The sequence below is a fragment of the Natrinema longum genome (assembly GCF_017352095.1).
Classification (GTDB): Archaea; Halobacteriota; Halobacteria; order Halobacteriales; family Natrialbaceae; genus Natrinema; species Natrinema longum.
On sequence record NZ_CP071463.1, the window covers coordinates 399617 to 417662 of the forward strand.

Here is an 18046-nt window from a genome sequence, read left to right on the forward strand (position 1 = left end):
GTTACTTTATTGCCTCTATCAATTTCTGATCTTGTGTGTCGAATCCCAGCAATACCATAATCGATAAGAACAGTACCAGAGCTATCGTTCCGACTACACTAGTTGGAATTATACTCCCACTCGCAAAGCGATATACTAGAATCATAAAAATAGATGATGCTAGTATCCCGATACATCCTTTCCAGTAGGATTGCTCATATGGTTGAATCCCGAGTAAATGATATGCTTCGACAATTCGAATCAAATTCAAAGCCAAAAGCGATGTTGCTGTTGCTATTGAGGCACCAATAATCCCAAACGATTGTATAAGTATGAAATTTAGAACTATATTAGAGATAGCAAGAAAAACAGTGTTTATACTTTCAAGACGCTCATGACCGGACATTGTCAATAGGAATCCAACTGGCCCAGTACTAGCAGTTATCGTTTGACCAAATGCTAGAATAATGAGTGAAATACGTGCCGATTCAGTCGACGTTCCAAATAATAGTAACACTTCACGGGAGAAAATACTTATAAAAACAAAACCAAGAACTGTAAGATAAGATACCCACTTCGTAGCAGTAGAGTATATTTGGTCAAGAGTTTTCAATTGATCACTACTATACAGATCAGAGGCAACAGCTGGGAATATTGAGTTCACTGCACTAAGAACCAATACAAGCAAAACGGAAGTTTGGTATGCAGCTTGATACCAACCAACTTCAGTCGGCGAAACAAATATTGCGAGCATAAATATGTCGGTCCATGATACAATATACTGAGCTACTGCAACAACGACAAGTGGTGCAGAAAATGCTAGTATCTTTTTAAGCTCTAGTTCCGGGTATGATTGGAATGCCCCAAGACGGGATAAAAAATACACTGCAGACAGTAAACCAATTCCGAATGAAGCAATATATCCATAAATAGTAATATTCAAGTCTTTAAAATAAAGTGCTCCTATCGCAATGAATAAAATTGCCGTGCTAGACTGAATAATATCTCGAATATAAACGGCGTATCGTGTTTCTTTGAAGCCGGTCGTAGCGTTTTGTGCCACCATCATGGAGGAAAAAAGTGGAATACCCGCAACAAAAAGTGACGCTGTTGGAGCAAATTCGGGTCCAAAATTCCCTGTCCGTAACACAACAAATACGATGATTGATATGATTATTCCAAGAAAAAATGGGAATGCTATTGAAAGTACAGAAATACCGCACAGTTTCGCCTTATCTCCTTGATTATTATACACTGGAACGTACTTTCGAGCTGCTGTGTCTAACCCGAACCTAGAAAGAACACTAAACGCCTTCATAATTACCATACCAAATGCAAAGAGACCGAGTGCCTCCGGTCCTAATCCCCGTGCGATTACCACGTTGAGCAGGTAGCGAAGTCCACGTCCGACTAGACTCCCAAAGAATGCTACCGACATCAACCTGAGCAGTGATTTCTTCATTTTGCAGGTTATCTAACTATCTAATATATAGAGTCAACAGTTCAACTGAACAGTCGATATGGTCCAAGATCTCTTGAGTATAATAAAGTATGTGGATTGCAATTTCCTACTTATTGCGCTCGAGATCGCTCACATCCAGTTCGCCCTTAAGATACTCCTTCCCAGTATCTGTGAGTTGATAGAGGCCAGTATCGATGATCTCTAATAAGTTTGCGTCGGCAAGAGCCCGACACCGTTTACTCACATACTGGCGATCATACTCGATATTCGCTGCGAGAACCCGTGGAGAAACCAGAATAGGATGATCTTCGAAGAAGAGCATAATCTCGTAGTCGACAGGAGCCATCCAAGGTACTCGCTCGACCATCTATTCGCGATACCCGGCTAGCAAAACGGAAAAATCAGTAGTATCTTCAGCAAGAGGCACGACATACGTCGATTTAAAAAGACTACGTTCGTAGTTAGGCTTATGTCAGAGGAGGGTATTGTTTGTGGTACGGAAGCTATATGTGACTCTCTAATTCGGTGAGTCGCAGAATAGCGGACCGGTGTTAGCGGCACCGAGTCCGCGAGAAGCTCCCGTATCCAGCCTACGGAAGCCATGTCCAACGACGAGACACGGGGTAAAGAAGGCCCCGACCGGCGAGACGAATCGGCCCACTCGAGCAGCTATCGGTCCCTTCTCGAGTCGATCGACACCGATACCACCACGTTGCTCGAGGCGATCACCGACGACGAGACGCTCGAGCCGGACGTTCGACTGGCGGCGAAGCGCCACTGTCGGGAGCTTCGGGCGGAACTCGAGTGTCTGCACCGGCACCTCCCCGAGGCCGGGAGCGCATACGCGGACGACGGTCGGGCGAACGCGATCACGACGGTCAGCGGGCCGTTCGAGGCAGCCCGCGAGGCGTTCCGTCGACGCGAGGGTGAGAGCCCGAAACGCGACGGCGACCGAACCAGCGAGACGGGAGGCGAAAGCGGGGACTGAGCAGTTCGGGGCGGACCCCTGCCTCGCGACTGCCGAGTCCGACGAACCCCACATCCCTCGAGAGTACCCCGCTCGAGACGCTCCTCGCGGAAGTCAGAGCCCGCCGTGTCGAAACCGATCGGCTCACGACCCGCCTCGACGATCGAGGCAGCCTTCGAGAAAGAGACGACGCGAACCAGCCCTCGAGGGAGTGAGTCCCCTCGGACAGCGACACACCGTCACGAGACGAACGGGTCGTTCACTCCTCGAGCGCGACCGACTTCCCGTTTAGCACGTCCGCTTCGGTAACGGTCGCCGTCCGATTGCCGACCGTATACTCACCGGCGTAGGGCACCCTCACCGTCGCCTGACCGTTTTCCCCGACCGCCACTGTCCGCTCGTACGTGAACGACTCTCCGGAGACGGAGACATCGGTCTCGACTGTTACGTTCGACCCCGGCTCACCGGACGCTGCGAGCTTCGCTCCGGGAACGACTGCGAAGGCCGTGGCGTCGTCGTCGACGGCGATCGCCTGGTAGTGGGCCAGCCCGTCGGAGCCGTTTCCGCCTGCCCCACGATCCTCGAGCAGGCGGGCTTGTGCGGTGTCGGACGAGACGTTCCCGTCGACGGGAGTCACGACGACGTAGCCGACCCGACCGCTGAACCGGTTGTACCAGCCGTCGGGATCTGAATCCGCTCGGAACTCCTCGTAGTTGCTCTGGGCGTAGACGTACTGCTGTGATTCGCCGTTGACGAAGTGGTTGTACATCCGGTTGTCGCCCCACTCGCTCAACACGAAGTTAGCGGGATGGGTTCGGTTCGCCGCGTCGGCGTGGTCGTCGATCGCGTCGACGGCCTCGAGCTGTGCCTCGCTGTAGGTCACGTTGGCCGTCAGTGTGGGGACGTAGATGAGGCTCAGCCCGAACACGAGCAGCCCGATCCCGAGCAGATAGGCGAGCCGTCGCCCATCGGGAACCGAAATCGAGGGCTCGAGTCCGCCGTCGGCGGCGACGGTCGCTCCCTCCTGCAGGTCATCCCCAGCGGTGGCGTCTCGATCCCGAAACGGGACCGGCGGACGCGCCAGCTCGATGGCTGAGAGCAGTCGGACGACGCCCATCCCGGTGGGGATGGCCAGCAGAATCGCCAACTGGCCGGCAAAGCGGACCTGAATCCCTGCCAGGACGAGCAGGTAGCCCGCGTAGGTGCCAAGGAGCAACCAGCCGGGTTCGTACCGACGGACGACGAGCCAGGCGATCCAGCCCAGGACCGCGAGTGCGATGTAAAACCCCATGCCAAGCTGGTAGAGCGGCCCGAAGATGACGAAGTACTCCGTCGAAAACAGCGAGGCCGCCTCGGTCGCGCTCTCCCGGAAGAGCAGGTCGTCGACGCGTGCCATCGCTTCGGCCCAGTCGTCGGGCTGCAGGTGCCGAAAGGCGAGAAGTACCCCTGTGGCGACGGCCGTCTCGAGTGCGAGCAAGCCGCCGAGGTGGATATCGAGCCGCCGCCACAGTTCGCCGAGTGCGATTACGGCGACCGAGCCGCCAAGCACCAGTGCCGGCGTTGTCGCAACGAACTCCGGCTGCCAGCCCCAGCGGTGGTGCAGCGCCAGCGAGAGCCAGCTGCCAAATGAGAGGCCAACGAGCAACGGCAGGCTCGCGAGTGCAGGCGAGACATCTGCTCGAGCGTCCATCACGACTCGCAACGCGACGTAGCCGGCGAGCGGGATCAGCAACAGCGGCGAGCCGCCCCAGGCGTGGATCCCTGCTGCGACTGAGAGGCCGAAAACGATGGTGACGACCCACGTCAGCGGCGTTCGAAGCTGTGCCAGAACGCCTGGACGCGGCTCCGACCTCGCCTCGAGCCGTCGCTGGAGATCAACCGCGAGCCACGTCAGCGTCAGCAGCGTAATTCCGAGCCAAAAGTACTGGTGGAGCTGGTGATCGATGAACCCCAGTCCCGTGTAGACCGCGTGGATCGGCGTCACTGCAAAGACCAGAACGGACGCGACCCCGACCCGGACGTCCCGAGTCAGCAAGACGGCCACTTTGTAAATCACGAGTCCGAGCGCGACAGACGCGACGACGGGGAGCCACGCTGCGACGGTGTCGGCCGCTCCCTGTCCGCCGCCAAGTAACTCGGCAACGAACCAGTTCGTCGCGTGGGCCAGTGGTCGCCGGAGTGCGACGCTGTGAGGAGGATCCATCAGTACTCCGTACTCCGTCGGTCCCGATGCCTCCGCCACCAGTTCCTCCATCCAGTAGCGGAAGTAGTAGGGATCGTTCGCGGGCGAGACGACTCGGCCGCTCTGAAAGATCGACCGAAACGCCGTCATTCTGGCACCGGCGACGACGACCAGCGCCCCGACCAACGCGACCATCGCTCGAGGATCGATGGCCGTCCAGAACCGCTCGAGATCGAACCCGCGGTCGTCAGCTACTGATGTCGGTTCTTTTTCGAACTCCTCACCTGCCATCACTGCTTCGACGACCTTAGGGTCAGCAACTCGATACGCACCATCGACCTTCTCGACGATTCCGCTCGACACGAGTTCCCCGAACGTTCCCGAATCCAGATCGATATCGTCGAACGTCCAAGTGTCGTGTTCGGCGTCGGCCGCGAGGACGGTCTCGAGTACCTGGTCGCCGTCATCGCGGTCGGCGAGAAACGACGCCGTGGCGTCCGAAAGGGCGTCCGGATCGCCGTCAGTAGACATTGTCTGTCTGGTGAGTGTACGACGGTATCATATTTTCGTTCGGAGAAGGAACTGACCGGAGCGCAACGTTACCACACTTGCGCGCCCGGCGTCCCACAGGCGTCACAGATCACCGCATCGTTTCCTTTGAAACTGTCCCGCAGAAGTTCCCCCTCCTCACAAAACGTACAGATGCTTCCCTCGAGGGCGTCACTATAGTTGCAACTGAACCGATTGACACGCTGATCGCAACGCTGTCGTGCGATCAGGTGCGCAATGACTTGCAGGTGCTACTATAGGTGAGGTGATCGGCCGGATACTGCATGCCCTGATCTGTCGAACCGATTCGATTATACGACGACGGTGACGACGCCCCCGCCGACGATCGCGAGCGCGCCGAGGCCGAAACAGACGACCCAGAACGGAACCCGATCGACGACCCGCATGAGGGCATCGATCGTGAGGTAGCCGACGACGGCGCTGATCCCGAGTGCGGCCAGTGCGGGCCCGAGCGCGATGCCGGGGAGCCCGCCGGCACCCGCGACGGTGAGTGCGGCCGCACCGAGGCTCGCGGGGATCGACAACAGAAAGGAGAGCCGGAACGCGGCCGGCGGGTCGTAGCTGCGAAACAGTAGCGTACTCGTCGTCACACCCGATCGAGAGATACCAGGGAGGATCGCGACGCCCTGGACGGCCCCGACGAGCACCGAATCGAGCAGCGTCGGCGCGTCGCGAACCCCCATCGACACCGACTCCGAGGCGAGCTGGAGGACGCCGGTCAGGATCAACAGGACGCCGATCGCGGCGATGAAGACGCCGCCGGTAAGCCGGCCGGCGAGATCGACCGCGTACACGTACAGCGGAATCCCCACGAGACCGGTCATGAGCGAGGCGACGACGATGTACGAGGCGATCGCGTTCTCACTGGCGTACGCCCGATGGGGTCGCCATCCGGGCACCGAACGAACGGCTGTCGCGATGTCCCTGCGATAGTAGGTCGCCGCCGACAGCGTCGTCCCGAGTTGCAAAAACAGCGCCAGCTGCAACGCCACGCTGGGATCCGTTCCGACGGCAGTCAAGAACAGTGCGAGGTTCCCCTGGCTCGAGACGGGCAACCATTCGACGACCCCCTGAACGATCCCGGCGAGTATCGCAACGACGAGTTCGGCGCGGTTCACTGGTGCTAGTCGACGCACAGGGCCACTTAAATCGGCCCGATTCGAGCCGCCGTCGAAGCGTCCCGGTCCGCGTCGAACGGGCCAGTGCTCGAGCCGCGGGATCCCTTCGACCGGCGAGCATCACAGAGTGGCCGCGGTCGTGTCGTCGACGCGGCCGGTCGACACGAGAGTGAAACGGGCTGGCGGCACCGCGGCGTGTCTGAGAACGAATCAGAGAAGAGACGGTGGGATCATCGAATAGGCAACAGTACGACTGATAGTATCACTCAACTGTTACGCTCTTGGCCAGATTGCGCGGCTTGTCGATCGAGCGTCCCAGCAGGTTGGCGACCCAGTAGGCGACCAGTTGCAACTGGACGTTCGCGAGCACTGACGCACTGATGTCGTCGACGGCGGGGATCTCGAGGACGTAGTCGGCGTAGCGCGTCACGTCGGACTCCCCGTCGGTGATCGCCACGACGGGTGCGTCGCGGGCCTCGACTTCTTTGACGTTTCCGATCGTCTTCCGAGCGGTTTCGCCGTCGCCGGTGACGATCGCGAACACCGGCGTGGTTTCGGTCACGAGCGCCAGCGGGCCGTGTTTCAACTCGCCGGATGCGAATCCCTCCGCGTGACGGTAGGTGATCTCCTTCATTTTCAGCGCGCCCTCGAGCGCGACCGGGTAGTGGTAGCCCCGTCCCACGAAGAAGTACGCGTCGGCATCGACGAACGCCTCGGCGACCGCTCTGGCGGTCGTCGTTTCGAGGACCGTCTGGACCTGCCCGGGGATGTCTCGGAGTGCCTCGAGTTCCCCGCGGGTCGGGCCGTCGCCGAGTTCGAACGCCAGCAGTGCGAGCGCGAGTTGCTGGCTCGCGAACGTCTTCGTCGCGGCGACGCCGATCTCGGGACCCGCTCTGATGTAGAGGGCGTGATCGCACTCTCGAGCGGCGGAGCTGCCGACCGTGTTGGTCACGGCGAGCGTCGTCGCCCCGGCGCGGTCGGCCTCACGGAGGGCGCGTAACGTGTCGGCGGTCTCGCCGCTCTGGGTGACGCCGACGACGAGCGTCCCCTCGTCGACGGGAACGCGATCGATCCCGTATTCGCTGGCGAGAAACGCCTGTGCCCTCACGCCGCCCGACCGGAGCCGCTCCGCACCGAACATCGCCGCGTGATACGACGTTCCGCAGGCGACGAACTGGACCGGTCCGTCGTGGTCGATGGCGGCGAGTTCCGCCAGATCGACCGTCCCCCCGAGCTCGTCGATCCGGCCCCGGAGACACTGCCGCAGGGCCGTCGGCTGCTCGTGGATCTCCTTGAGCATGTAGTGGTCGTAGCCGCTTTTCTCCGCGTCTTCGGAGTCCCACGCGATCGTTTCCGTCGCCCGGTCGAGGGGTTCTCCCTCCCCGTCGGTGATGACCGCGCCGTCCGCGGAGAGTCGAGCGAAATCGCCGTTCTCGAGGTAGCAGACGCGGTCGGTGTACTCGATGAACGCGGGGACGTCGCTCGCGAGGTACGTCCCGGTCTCTCCGAGGCCGACGACGAGCGGGGAATCCTGGCGCGCTGCGTACACCGTCTCCGAGCCGTCGAAAACGGCGGCGATCGCGTAACTGCCCTCGAGTTGGTCGATCGCCAGCCGGAACGCAGCCTCGGGGTCGGCACCGCGGTCGAGGTAGCGCCCGATCAGGTGGGGAACGACTTCGGTGTCCGTCTCGCTCTGGAAGGCGACGCCCGCATCGACGAGATCGTCGCGCAGCCGCTGGTAGTTCTCGATGATTCCGTTGTGGACGACGGCGACCCGTCCCGCCGCATCGCCGTGTGGGTGGGCGTTGGCGTCGGACGGTTCGCCGTGTGTACTCCAGCGCGTGTGACCGATTCCGACCGATTCGCCCGCGAGGCCAGGGCGAGAAACCACGTCCTCGAGTGCCGACAGTTCGCCGGCGGCCTTCGAAACCCGCATCGAGGGGGTCGGTACGGCCAGCCCGGCGGAGTCGTAGCCACGATACTCGAGTTGTGAGAGCCCGTCGAGAACGACGTCGACGGCATCGCTCCCGTCGGTAGAGCCGACGTACCCGACGATACCACACATCGTTACTGAACCTCCGTTCCGGTCTCGATCGTCCCGCGAACGGTCGTTCCCGCGTTGATGACGGCATCGGAGCCGACGATCGTCCCCGGCGCGTAGGTCACGCCGCCACCGTCGCGAACGCGATCCGCGAGCAACGCGCCCAGTCGTTCGGCTTCGTGGACGCGGTCGCCGACGCGGACGTCGCCTGGCCCCCCGACGACGGTCGAGCCAGTGCCGATCCGGACGTTCCGCCCAGTGACGCAGTCGACGAGCGTCGCCCCCGAACCGACGCGCGTGTCGGCGTCGACGACGCTGGTCTCGACGACGGCGTTCGCCCCGACCGTCGCGTTCTTGCCGAGTGCGACGTTCGGGCCGACGACAGCGCCCGGGCCGACGACGCAGTCGGCGGAAATCACGACCGGTTCGACGATCGTTGCCGAGTCGTGAACGCGAGCATCGGCCGAAATCTCGCTTTCGACACCGTCGACGCTCTCGAAGAGGGTCTCGGTTACCTCGAGGAGATCCCAGGGATACGTCGCGTCGATCCAGATTCCCTCGGACGTGACGCCCCGGACGGTCTCCGTGGCGTCGATCGCGTTCGCGATTCCGTCGACGAGCGAGTACTCGTTCAGCTGTGGTTCCGGCCCCCGGAGATATTCGAAGAGTTCCGGATCGAAGGCGTAGACGCCCGCGTTGAGCTGGTACGTCCGGTCGTCGCGGGGACGTTCGACGATTTCCCGAACGCTGCCGTCGTCCTCGAGGATCACGCCGCCGTAGTTGTCGACGGCCGCGTCACGAACGAGTCCGAGCGTCGCGATCGCGTCGTCGCCATCGTCGTAAGCAGCGAGAACGTCCTCGACGATCCGCTGGGCGACGAGTTGATCCCCGTTGAGGACGAGTTGGGGCTCGGAAACCTCGGATTCGGCAGCCAACAGGGCGTGTCCACTGCCGAGTTGCTTGTCCTGGACGACGTACTCGAGAGAGGCGTCGCGGTACGTCGAGCCGAAATACGACTGGACGTGCGTCCGCCCGTATCCGACGACGACGGTGATCTCCGTAATGCCGGCGTCGACGAGCGCATCGAAGACGTGCTCGAGAATCGGTTTCGTCGCCGCGGGAAGCATCGGCTTTGGCCGATGTTTCGTCAGGGGACGGAGACGGGCCCCCTCCCCTGCCGCGAGAACAACCGCAGAACGAATCGTCATTGGCAGAGTGAGAGTAATCCGCAGATATTATTCTTGTGGCTCGAACTGTCGCTCTCGACGAGAGCTCAACAACGGACGGTGGCGTGATACCGAGTTCGATTCGGGGCCACCGATCCCGGACGGAGGCGATCGGAACGTGATTCAGGAACCGAGCCCTCACCAGCCGGGCTCGTAACAGACGACCGCAGCCAGGGGGACGAAGACGACCACCAGCGGAACCACGTACAGCAACTGGGTGAACGGATCCGGCGGCGAGACGAGTGCCGAGACGACGAACGCGGTCGTGGTGCCGATTCCGAACGCGCCGAGGCGGCGTTCGGTCGATCCGGGCGGTTCGTCTCGAGCAGGGAGTCGCGTTCTGTACGCCCCGTATGCTGGGATGGCGATCGGCAGGAGCAGTATCGCGAACATCGCCCAGGCGATCCCGTTTGCACCGCGAGCGTTCGCGTCCGTTCCGATCGCATAGCAGAGACAGACCGTCGACGACAGCAAGACGAGTCCGATTACTAACGCAAGCGCAGCCCACGGCCAGAGAGTGAGCGTACTCATTCGTACCGGTCGAATACGTTCCGGCGTTGCAAATAGTTAATTATACTGGACATACTGTCTCTGAACAAACGTGAACAGCGCGATGCGCCCTCACTCGAGCCGGTCACGAAGGGGTGGTCCCCCGGTCTGCCGTCATCTCGAGCCCACGAGAGGATCACCCGTCGTGATTCGAGCGACCGGGGAACTCCGAAATCGCCGTGTGGGTTTCCGAGACGAGGTCCGCGAGGACGGCTCCGGCGGGCCGAATCTCGGCCACCTGTCCGACGCTCTGGCCGGCGAACAGTGCCAGTTCCTCGATCGCACCGTCGACGTCCGGGGTCGCGAGGGCCTCGTCGTAGCGTTCGATCGGCTCGCCGTCACCGGTGGTCGCGACGGTATCGGTTTCGCCCGGCCGTTCCCCGGCAGGGGGGCTGCCCGCGCGCTCCCACCGCTCGAGCGTCTCGTTTCGCAATACGCGGTGTGGCGTTCCCGGCCAGCCCTTCTCGAAGAGGGTCGTGTACTCGGTGTCGGTCTCGTCGCTCTCGCGGAGCCGTCGCTGGTAGACCTCGTGGACCCGTGCCTCCTCGGTCGCGACGAACCGCGTTCCCAGCCACGCGCCGTCGGCACCGAGCGCGAGCGCGGCCGCGATCCCCCGGCCGTCGCCGATTCCGCCGGCCGCGACGATCGGAACGTCCGCACCGACGGCGTCCGCGACCCTCGGGACGAGCGCCGTCGTCGCCACGTCGCTCTGGACGTGGCCGCCCGCCTCGAGTCCCTGCGTGACGACGATATCGACGCCGGCGTCGACGGCGTCGCGCGCTTCTTCGGCGCTCCCGACCGTCTGTGCGACGATCGCACCCGCGTCGTGAATCCGACCGACGTGGGGGGCGGCGTCCCCGAACGAGAGCGTGACGATCTCGGCCCCGGCATCGAGGACCACCTCAAGGTGGTCGGCCGTGGCCACGCTCGTCGTCGCGTCGTCGACCACGAGGTTGACCGCGAACGGCTCGTCGGTCAGCCCGCGCGTCTCGTCGATCACCCGCCGCGTTTCCGCGAGATCGCGCCACGTGACCGCGAGGTGACCGAGGCCGCCGGCGTTCGAGACGGCGGCCGCGAGTGCAGGGCAAGTCGCGCTCCCGATCGGTGCCTGGACGATCGGGTACTCGATCTCGAGCAGGTCACAGAGCGTCGTTCGTAGTGTCATCCGTCTTGCCCGCTACGCTCGCTGCTTTTCCTTCGCGAGCACGCCCACGTTCTCGATCCCGGTGTCGGGGTACTGTCCGTCCTCGTCTTTCTCGACGGCCTTGACCATGTCCCAGACGACGTTGAGACCGGTCGTCACGCCCTCGAGCGCCTCCATCTCACAGCCCGTCTTCCCGGTGGTCTCGACGGCGACCCGCAGTTCGATCCGATCCTCGGCGAGCGAAAAGTCGGTCTCGACGTTCGTAATCGGGATCTGGTGGCACATCGGGATCGTCTCCCAGGTGTGTTTGACGGCCTGGACCGCGCCGACCCGGGCGGTCGCGAGGACGTCGCCCTTGCCGACCTCGTCGTCCCGGATCGCCTCGATCGTCGACGGCTGGAGGCGGATTTCACCGGCCGCGACCGCGCGGCGTTCGCTGTCGGGTTTGTCGCCGACGTCGACCATCTGGACGTCGCCCTCGTCGGTCGTGTGGGTAAGCTCGTCGGCGGCCGCGTCGTCGTTCTCACTCATCCGAACCACCCCACAGGACCGCGGGGAGTTCGTTCACGACCTCGGACGCGACGAACCCGTGGCCGTCTCGCTGGGCCAGTCGTTCCCCGGCGAGCCCGTTGACGTGTGCAGCCGCGGCAGCCGCCTCGAGTGGTTCGGTATCCTCGAGCAGCGCCGCGACGAGACCGGCGAGCGTGTCGCCGGTCCCGCCGACTTTCATCCCGACGGTCCCGGAGCGGCTGATCCGGGTCCGTTCCCCGTCGGTGATAACGTCGTTCGCGCCCTTCGCGAGGACGACGTGCCCCAGTTCGGCCGCGAACGCCTCGATTTCGTCGGCCGCCGCGGCCAGATCGTCCGTATCCGGCCCGCCCATCCGCGCGAGTTCGCCACGATTCGGCGTACAGACCAGCGTCGCGTCCGTCTCGAGGTCGGGGACGACCGCGAGCGCGTCCGCGTCGACGACGACCCGCCCGGTCGAGGACTCGAGGAACTCCTGGGTGGCCGCGAGGGTCTCCTCGGCGTCCCCGAGCCCAGGGCCGATGACGACGACGTTGTCGTAGCGCTCGGCCGTCTCGAGCAGGTCGTCGGCTACCTCGGGCCTGAGAACGTCGTGTTCGTAGGGCTGGACGATGAGATCCTCGGTATAGCCCTGGATCTCGCTGGCGACGGAGTCGGGTGCAGCGACGAACGAAAGGTCCGCGCCGCCCCGCAACGCGGCCTGGGCGGCCAGCGCCGGCGCACCGGTGTAGGGGCCGCCGCCGATGATGAACGGGCGTCCCTCACGGCCGTCGGGTCGAGCGAGGTCGACGTCCCCGGGGCCGACGAACCGTTCTGCGGCCGCCGGGATGCCGATATCTGCGACGGTGACGGTCGCCTCGAGGTCCTCGAGGCCCGGCTTCGAATCGTGGAAGGTGACGACGCGATCGGCCTCGACCCCGTTGTCCGCGTGGTCGCCCCCATCCGCGTCGAACCCGGAGGGCACGTCGACCGCGACGACGGTGGCGTCGGTTTCGTTGATCGCCCCGGCCGCGGTCGCCGCGGGCTCCCGAAGGTCGCCGCTGATTCCCGTTCCGAGCATCGCGTCGACGATCACGTCCGCGTCGGTGAGCCCGAATCCCTCGGCGTCGCGATCGAATTCGCTCGAGTCGGTCACCGCCCGCGTCTCGTACTCGGCTTGCTCGAGGGCGGCCCAGTTCTCGCGAGCGATGTCGGTCCCGATCCGTTCCGCGCGACCGAGCAACACCGTCGTGACGTCGTAGTCGTCCAGAAAGCGGGCAGCGACGAACGCGTCGCCGCCGTTGTTTCCGCGGCCGGCGACGACGACGACTCGAGCGCCGGGATCGACGATCGTCCGAACCTCGCGGGCGACCGCGTGCCCGCTCGACTCCATCAACTGCTTTCGTGGCACGCCCAGCGCCGCGGCGTTTGCGTCGACGGCGGCCATTCGCTCGCCTGTAATCATGACCGAGGGTTCGACCGGCCGACCGTTGAAGATTGCGGACGTGGACCGCTCGCCGAGACGGGTCTACGACCCACGGTGACCAGCATGTTCAAGCCAGCACAGCCCTGAGCCCCGCTGTGAACGTCTTCTGGCTCGACGAGGATCGCGGCTGGCTGCCCGCTATCACTGCGACCAGCACGTGAACAAACTGCTGCTCGAGGCCGCGCAAGTACTGTGCACCGCGGTTCGCGAGAACGGCTCCGAGGCGGACGGTCTCTATCGGTCGACGCACGTCGACCATCCCGTAACGAGATGGGCAACGGAGTCGCGAGCCAACTGGCTTCGCCTTCGGGACCACGCCGAAGCGCTCAACGCGGAGTTCGTCGAGCGCTACGACAAGGACGACGATCACGCGAGCTGGGGCGTCATCGACGGAATCGATCCCGACGACATCGCGTTCCCCGCTGCGGAGCCGACACCGCGTCCACAGGCGATGCCCGACGAGTACAAACGGCCCGGCGATCCGGTCGCCGCGTATCGGGCGTACTACGCCGGTGAAAAGGCCGACTGGGCCGAGTGGCAGGATACGGCGGAGCCGCCGTGGCTCGAGGAATACCTGGCCGATCTCGAGTAACCACGGTTATCCGTTTACTCACCGTCAGTATCCCGGACGTGGTTCCGGGAACTATCGTAGCCACTGTAAGTCACTGCACACCTGATCGCACGACAGCTGCGCGATCAGTGTGTAAATAGTTGCAGTTGGTACTAAAACAGTCGTCCGTCTCAGTACCTGATTTCGAACCCGTCTTCGCCTTGTGGCTCCTCGTACTCGACTTGGACGTCCTCGACGTTTGCCGCCGGACTGCCGGTCTGACACCACTCGATCATCGACTCGACGGCGTCGGCCGGCCCCTCGAAGACCGCCTCGACGCGGCCGTCCTCGAGGTTCCGAACCCAGCCGTCGATACCCCTCTCGTGGGCGGTGTCGCGAGTGTTCGCGCGATAGTAGACGCCCTGTACCGTCCCCGAGACGAAGACGCGTGCGCGGGTTCGATCGCTCATATGCGGATACTCGACCGCGACCGTCAAAAAATCCGCCGCCGGGAGCGCCGCGCGGATCGTTACTGATACATTCGCAGCGGCTGGGCCTGGGAACTCTCCTCTTGGCCGATCGCCTGCATCTGCCGGGCCAGCTGTTCGCGTTTCGCGCGGATCTCCTCGGCGCGGTCGATGAGTTCCTGTACGTCGACCTCGAGATCGGCGACCGACCCGATGCCGTCCTCGAGCAGGACGCTCGCGGCCTCGGGGTCGGGGAATTGGGGATTGCACTCGACGACGAGGCCGAGACTCCCGTAGTCTTCCTGTGCAGCGCGGTTGATGAGCGCTCCCGTCGGTCCCGTGATGACGCCGTCCTCGGGCGGAACCGGGACGTCGGTCGCATCGAGTCGGTCGCCGCCGTCGCCGGTCGCGATGCCGTAGAGGTCGGGACGGTCCTCGTCGTCTCGCTCGGCGGGAAGCCCACTGAGGTAGATCGGCGTGACGCCGTGCTCGACGATCCACCCGGTCAGGCAGTCCGCGACGCTCTCGACGGCCTTGGAGGTGATCGGGGCGTCGCTCTGGAGCGCGAGCAGGTCGTGTGCTTCGCTGACGTAGAGTCGGACCGGCGGCCGCGCCGTCCGATCGCCGCCGCGGTAGACGCCGATCCGGGGGAGCCCCTCGCAGTGGACGCTCGCGTAGTAGCGCATCTCGAGTTGCTCGACGAGGTGGTCGGTCGCGATCTTGCCGACCAGACCGACTCCTGGAAACCCTTCGACGAGCGTCGGCGCTTCGAGTTCCGGTTCCGGTCCCTGAACGCGGATTCCTGCCATGGTCGGACCGATGGCCGTCAGCAGTATAAAATCGAGGGCAGTGGGTGCCAAACGAATCACACCGGCGGCCACACGCCGCCCGCTTCGAAACCCACAAGCGCAGGGCCCCCAAACCTGCGGCCAATGGAGCCACTCGAGCGGTATCGATCGATCGTCGACGATTTCGACGCCTTCCTCGCGGCCTGCGAGCGGCCGCTGGGCAACGCCGTGCGCGTGAACACGATCAAGGCCTCGGTCGAGCGGACGCTCGAGGCCCTCGCCGAAGAGGGCGTCGGCTACGAGCAAGCCGACTGGAACCCCCGCGTGTTGGACCTCGAGACCGATTCGCCGGGATCGACGTGGACCTCCTTCCACGGCTTTACGCACGGTCAGGAGGAGGTGTCGGCGGTGCCGCCAGTCGTCCTCGATCCCGAACCCGGCGAGCGGGTCTGGGACTGTTGTGCCGCCCCTGGCGGGAAGGCGACCCAGATCGCCGCGTTGATGGACGACCGCGGAACCGTCGTCGCGAACGACAACAACCTCGGCCGGATCTCGGCGCTGCGGTTCAACGCCGAACGACTCGGGGCGACCAGCCTCGCGGTGACGAACGCCGACGCACGAAACTACTCGCTCGAGCGCTTCGACTTCGACGCGTTCGACCGGACGCTCGTCGACGCGCCCTGTTCCTGCGAGGGAACGATCCGGAAGAACCCCGACGCGCTGGACAACTGGTCGGAGGGCCACATCTCCTCCGTCGCGGGCATCCAGAAGGGGATCATCCGGCGGGCGATCCAGGCCACTCGCGAGGGCGGGACGGTCGTCTACTCGACGTGTACCTTCGCCCCAGAGGAGAACGAGGCCGTCGTCCAGCACGCGCTCGAGGAGGAGGACTGTCGCGTCGTCGACTTCGATCTCGGGCTCGAGCACTCGCCGGGAGTGACCGAGTGGGACGGCGAGACCTTCGACTCGAGTCTCGAGCAGGCAGCCCGAATCTATCCCCACCAGAACGATACCGGCGGTTTCTTCGTGGCGAAACTGGAGGTGACCGCGTGATGAGCGAGGGCCCCGACGCCACCGATCTCGCGGCAAACGACGGCCAGCGATTCGACCGACTGCCGGCCACGGAGTCCGAGCGAACCGTCGCGGGACGGGCCACGCGCGAGGCGGTCGTCGCCCTCTTTGCGGATCGGTTCGGGATTCCGCCCGCGACGTTCGACGAGTACACGTTCTGGGAGAAAGGCGCGGGCAAGATCTGGATCTACGGCGGCGAGGCCCCGACGCCGCTCGAGATCGAGGCGATCGGCATGACCTGTCTGCGCACCCGCCAGGAACACTGGAAGCCCACGACGGACTTCGCCCAGCGGTTTGGCCGTCACGCGACCGAGTGCGTGATCGATCTCGACCGCGAGGCGGCACGACGGTTCGCGAGCGGCGAGGACCAGGAACTCGCGTGGGACGGCGACTGGGGGTATCTCATCGCCGCGCAGACGGTCGCTGACCGACTCGAGCCCCTCGGGATCGGCCTCTACGTTCACGGCGAACTGCGCTCGATGGTACCGAAGGGACGACAGCGCGACCTCACGTCGTCCCGATAAGCGCGTTCGGCGGGTCGCAGTCGTTGCCGTCCGCTCGTTCGGCTAATCGTTGCCCGGCTGAAACGGGGCAGTGAGGGGACCGCTGTATATCACCGGATGATGTCCCACTGTCGCTCGAGGGGCCGTTATCGAACGGGCTGGCGGCTGCCTGACACGAGTCCGCCGGTATCGTGTGACCGGCGGGTGAACGACGAGTTAGCCTCGGCCGCCGGCCAACCGTTTCGATTCCGGTCGCGTTCGCAATCTGAGCATCGCGATCGTCCCGATCAACGGGCCGATCGCGAGCGGAACGAACGCCCACTGCCAGCCGACGGCACGCTGGACGACGGGGAGCAACTGGATCGATCCGATGGTGATACAGAAGCCGACTGCCGTCTGGAGCGTGAGCGCGGAGCCGACGTAGCTGTCGTCCGCGAGTTCGGAGACCGCCGCGGAGAACTGTGCGGAGTCCGCGACGATGAAAAACCCCCAGACGAGCACGAAGGGCGTGATCACGGCCAGCGACGAGCCGTAGACGACGCCCGCGAGCAGGCACGCGGTGCCCGAGAGGATCATCGACGCGCTGGTAACGAGCGATCGGCCCACCCGATCCGCGACCGAGCCGGCGAGCCACGCTCCGACGCCGCCGATCGCGATCGTCCCGAACGCCAGCAGTGCCGCTCGCCGTGCCGGGTCCGGCGTCCCGCTGGCCTCGAGGCTGGCGAGGAGGTAGACCGGGATCCACGTCCAGACCGCGTAGAGTTCCCACATGTGGCCGAAGTAGCCGGTGTTCGCGAGAACGACGGCCCGGTCCGTGACGATCCGGCGTATCGCGCTCGGATCGAACGGGGCCGTTTCGGGCTGGTGTGGGCCGTCCTCGTACGCGAGCGCGAGGAGTCCCCCGATCGCTGCGATACCGGCCGTTCCGTACAGGACGAGGCGTGGCCGTCCGATGCCGCCGACTGCCCGGAGCAGGTGTGGCGACGCGGAGCCGACGGTGAGCGCACCGACGAGGACGCCGATGGCGAGGCCGCGGCCCTGGACGAACCACGAGGCCATCATCTTCATTCCCGTCGGGTAGACACCAGCGAGCGCGACACCGGTGAGAAATCGAAGGACGATAGCCGGCGGCCCGCTGTGTACGGCCGCGGCAATGAGGGCCGTCGACGCCGCTCCGACGAAGGCGGCCCCGGCGAAGAGGTATCGCGGCCGAACGACGTCGGCGATGGTTAGCGAGGCCGACCCGAGCGCGCCAACGACGAACCCGAGCTGGACGGCGTTGGTCAACCACGCCGTCTCGGCGGGCGTGAGGTGCCAGCTCTCGGCCAGTTCCGGACCGACGGCCGTCCCGCTGAACCACAGCGTCATCGCGAACAGTTCGGCGACCCCGACGAGGACGAGCGCACGCCACTTGGTGCCGGCAACGGCTGTCATCG

The 18046-nt window shown here is 63.9% G+C and carries 17 protein-coding genes and 1 pseudogene; 4 read left to right on the plus strand and 14 right to left on the minus strand.

What is annotated here, in order from left to right:
- Position 1: 1 nt before the first annotated feature.
- Both J0X27_RS01955 and J0X27_RS01960 read right to left on the minus strand, forming a co-directional pair.
- Positions 2–1441 carry a flippase gene (locus tag J0X27_RS01955; protein WP_207270809.1) on the minus strand — a complete coding sequence of 480 codons (1440 nt, stop codon included), beginning with the start codon at positions 1439–1441 and terminating at the stop codon, positions 2–4.
- A gap of 106 nt (positions 1442–1547) precedes the next feature.
- A complete protein-coding gene (locus J0X27_RS01960; RefSeq protein ID WP_207270810.1) occupies positions 1548–1808 on the minus strand; it encodes a MarR family transcriptional regulator in 261 nt (86 codons plus the stop codon).
- Positions 1809–2042: 234 nt separating this feature from the next.
- Here J0X27_RS01960 and J0X27_RS01965 point away from each other — a divergent pair, with 234 nt between their 5' ends.
- Positions 2043–2429: a hypothetical protein gene (locus tag J0X27_RS01965; RefSeq protein ID WP_207270811.1), complete on the plus strand. Its 387-nt coding sequence runs from the start codon at positions 2043–2045 to the stop codon at positions 2427–2429.
- A 238-nt stretch (positions 2430–2667) separates the two neighbouring features.
- Here J0X27_RS01965 and J0X27_RS01970 read toward each other — a convergent pair whose 3' ends face one another.
- The 9 genes from J0X27_RS01970 to J0X27_RS02005 all read right to left on the minus strand — a co-directional run bounded on the left by J0X27_RS01970 (position 2668) and on the right by J0X27_RS02005 (position 13210).
- Positions 2668–5121, minus strand: a complete 2454-nt coding sequence (locus J0X27_RS01970) for an MFS transporter (protein WP_207270812.1) — start codon at positions 5119–5121, stop codon at positions 2668–2670.
- Positions 5122–5189: 68 nt separating this feature from the next.
- A complete protein-coding gene (locus J0X27_RS18185; protein ID WP_425491970.1) occupies positions 5190–5387 on the minus strand; it encodes an HVO_A0556 family zinc finger protein in 198 nt (65 codons plus the stop codon).
- Positions 5388–5450: 63 nt separating this feature from the next.
- The gene (locus tag J0X27_RS01975) at positions 5451–6278 is read right to left on the minus strand and encodes an undecaprenyl-diphosphate phosphatase (RefSeq protein WP_207270813.1); all 828 of its coding nucleotides are present in this window, start codon (positions 6276–6278) and stop codon (positions 5451–5453) included.
- Positions 6279–6540: 262 nt separating this feature from the next.
- Positions 6541–8343 carry a glutamine--fructose-6-phosphate transaminase (isomerizing) gene (gene glmS / locus J0X27_RS01980; protein ID WP_207270814.1) on the minus strand — a complete coding sequence of 601 codons (1803 nt, stop codon included), beginning with the start codon at positions 8341–8343 and terminating at the stop codon, positions 6541–6543.
- A gap of 2 nt (positions 8344–8345) precedes the next feature.
- Positions 8346–9527, minus strand: a complete 1182-nt coding sequence (locus tag J0X27_RS01985; protein ID WP_207270815.1) for a sugar phosphate nucleotidyltransferase — start codon at positions 9525–9527, stop codon at positions 8346–8348.
- Between the two features lie 156 nt (positions 9528–9683).
- Positions 9684–10076, minus strand: a complete 393-nt coding sequence (locus J0X27_RS01990; protein ID WP_207270816.1) for a hypothetical protein — start codon at positions 10074–10076, stop codon at positions 9684–9686.
- A 154-nt stretch (positions 10077–10230) separates the two neighbouring features.
- The gene (locus tag J0X27_RS01995) at positions 10231–11259 is read right to left on the minus strand and encodes an NAD(P)H-dependent flavin oxidoreductase (RefSeq protein ID WP_207270817.1); all 1029 of its coding nucleotides are present in this window, start codon (positions 11257–11259) and stop codon (positions 10231–10233) included.
- A 12-nt stretch (positions 11260–11271) separates the two neighbouring features.
- Positions 11272–11769 (minus strand): cyclic pyranopterin monophosphate synthase MoaC, encoded by a 498-nt coding sequence (moaC, locus tag J0X27_RS02000; RefSeq protein WP_207270818.1) that lies wholly within the window; start codon positions 11767–11769, stop codon positions 11272–11274.
- Entirely contained in the window at positions 11762–13210 is a 1449-nt protein-coding gene (locus J0X27_RS02005; RefSeq protein WP_207270819.1) for an NAD(P)H-hydrate dehydratase, read from the minus strand. Before J0X27_RS02005 ends, moaC begins: the two co-directional genes overlap by 8 nt.
- 116 nt (positions 13211–13326) lie before the next feature.
- On the opposite strand from J0X27_RS02005, the pseudogene J0X27_RS02010 reads away from it, so the two are divergent.
- A pseudogene (locus J0X27_RS02010) lies at positions 13327–13823 on the plus strand (hypothetical protein).
- A gap of 149 nt (positions 13824–13972) precedes the next feature.
- Here the strand turns inward: J0X27_RS02010 and J0X27_RS02015 are convergent.
- Together J0X27_RS02015 and J0X27_RS02020 are read right to left on the minus strand one after the other, a co-directional pair.
- Positions 13973–14251, minus strand: coding sequence for an acylphosphatase (locus J0X27_RS02015; protein WP_207270820.1), 279 nt, complete (start codon positions 14249–14251; stop codon positions 13973–13975).
- Between the two features lie 59 nt (positions 14252–14310).
- Positions 14311–15057 (minus strand): proteasome assembly chaperone family protein, encoded by a 747-nt coding sequence (locus J0X27_RS02020; RefSeq protein WP_207270821.1) that lies wholly within the window; start codon positions 15055–15057, stop codon positions 14311–14313.
- Positions 15058–15180: 123 nt separating this feature from the next.
- Between J0X27_RS02020 and J0X27_RS02025 the strand changes: the two genes are divergently transcribed.
- Both J0X27_RS02025 and J0X27_RS02030 read left to right on the plus strand, forming a co-directional pair.
- A complete protein-coding gene (locus tag J0X27_RS02025) occupies positions 15181–16089 on the plus strand; it encodes an RsmB/NOP family class I SAM-dependent RNA methyltransferase (RefSeq protein ID WP_207270822.1) in 909 nt (302 codons plus the stop codon).
- The gene (locus J0X27_RS02030; protein ID WP_207270823.1) at positions 16089–16631 is read left to right on the plus strand and encodes a DUF7122 family protein; all 543 of its coding nucleotides are present in this window, start codon (positions 16089–16091) and stop codon (positions 16629–16631) included. Before J0X27_RS02025 ends, J0X27_RS02030 begins: the two co-directional genes overlap by 1 nt.
- Positions 16632–16826: 195 nt before the next feature.
- On the opposite strand, the gene J0X27_RS02035 is transcribed toward J0X27_RS02030, so the two are convergent.
- The gene (locus tag J0X27_RS02035) at positions 16827–18044 is read right to left on the minus strand and encodes an MFS transporter (RefSeq protein ID WP_207270824.1); all 1218 of its coding nucleotides are present in this window, start codon (positions 18042–18044) and stop codon (positions 16827–16829) included.
- Between the last annotated feature and the right edge of the window lie 2 nt (positions 18045–18046).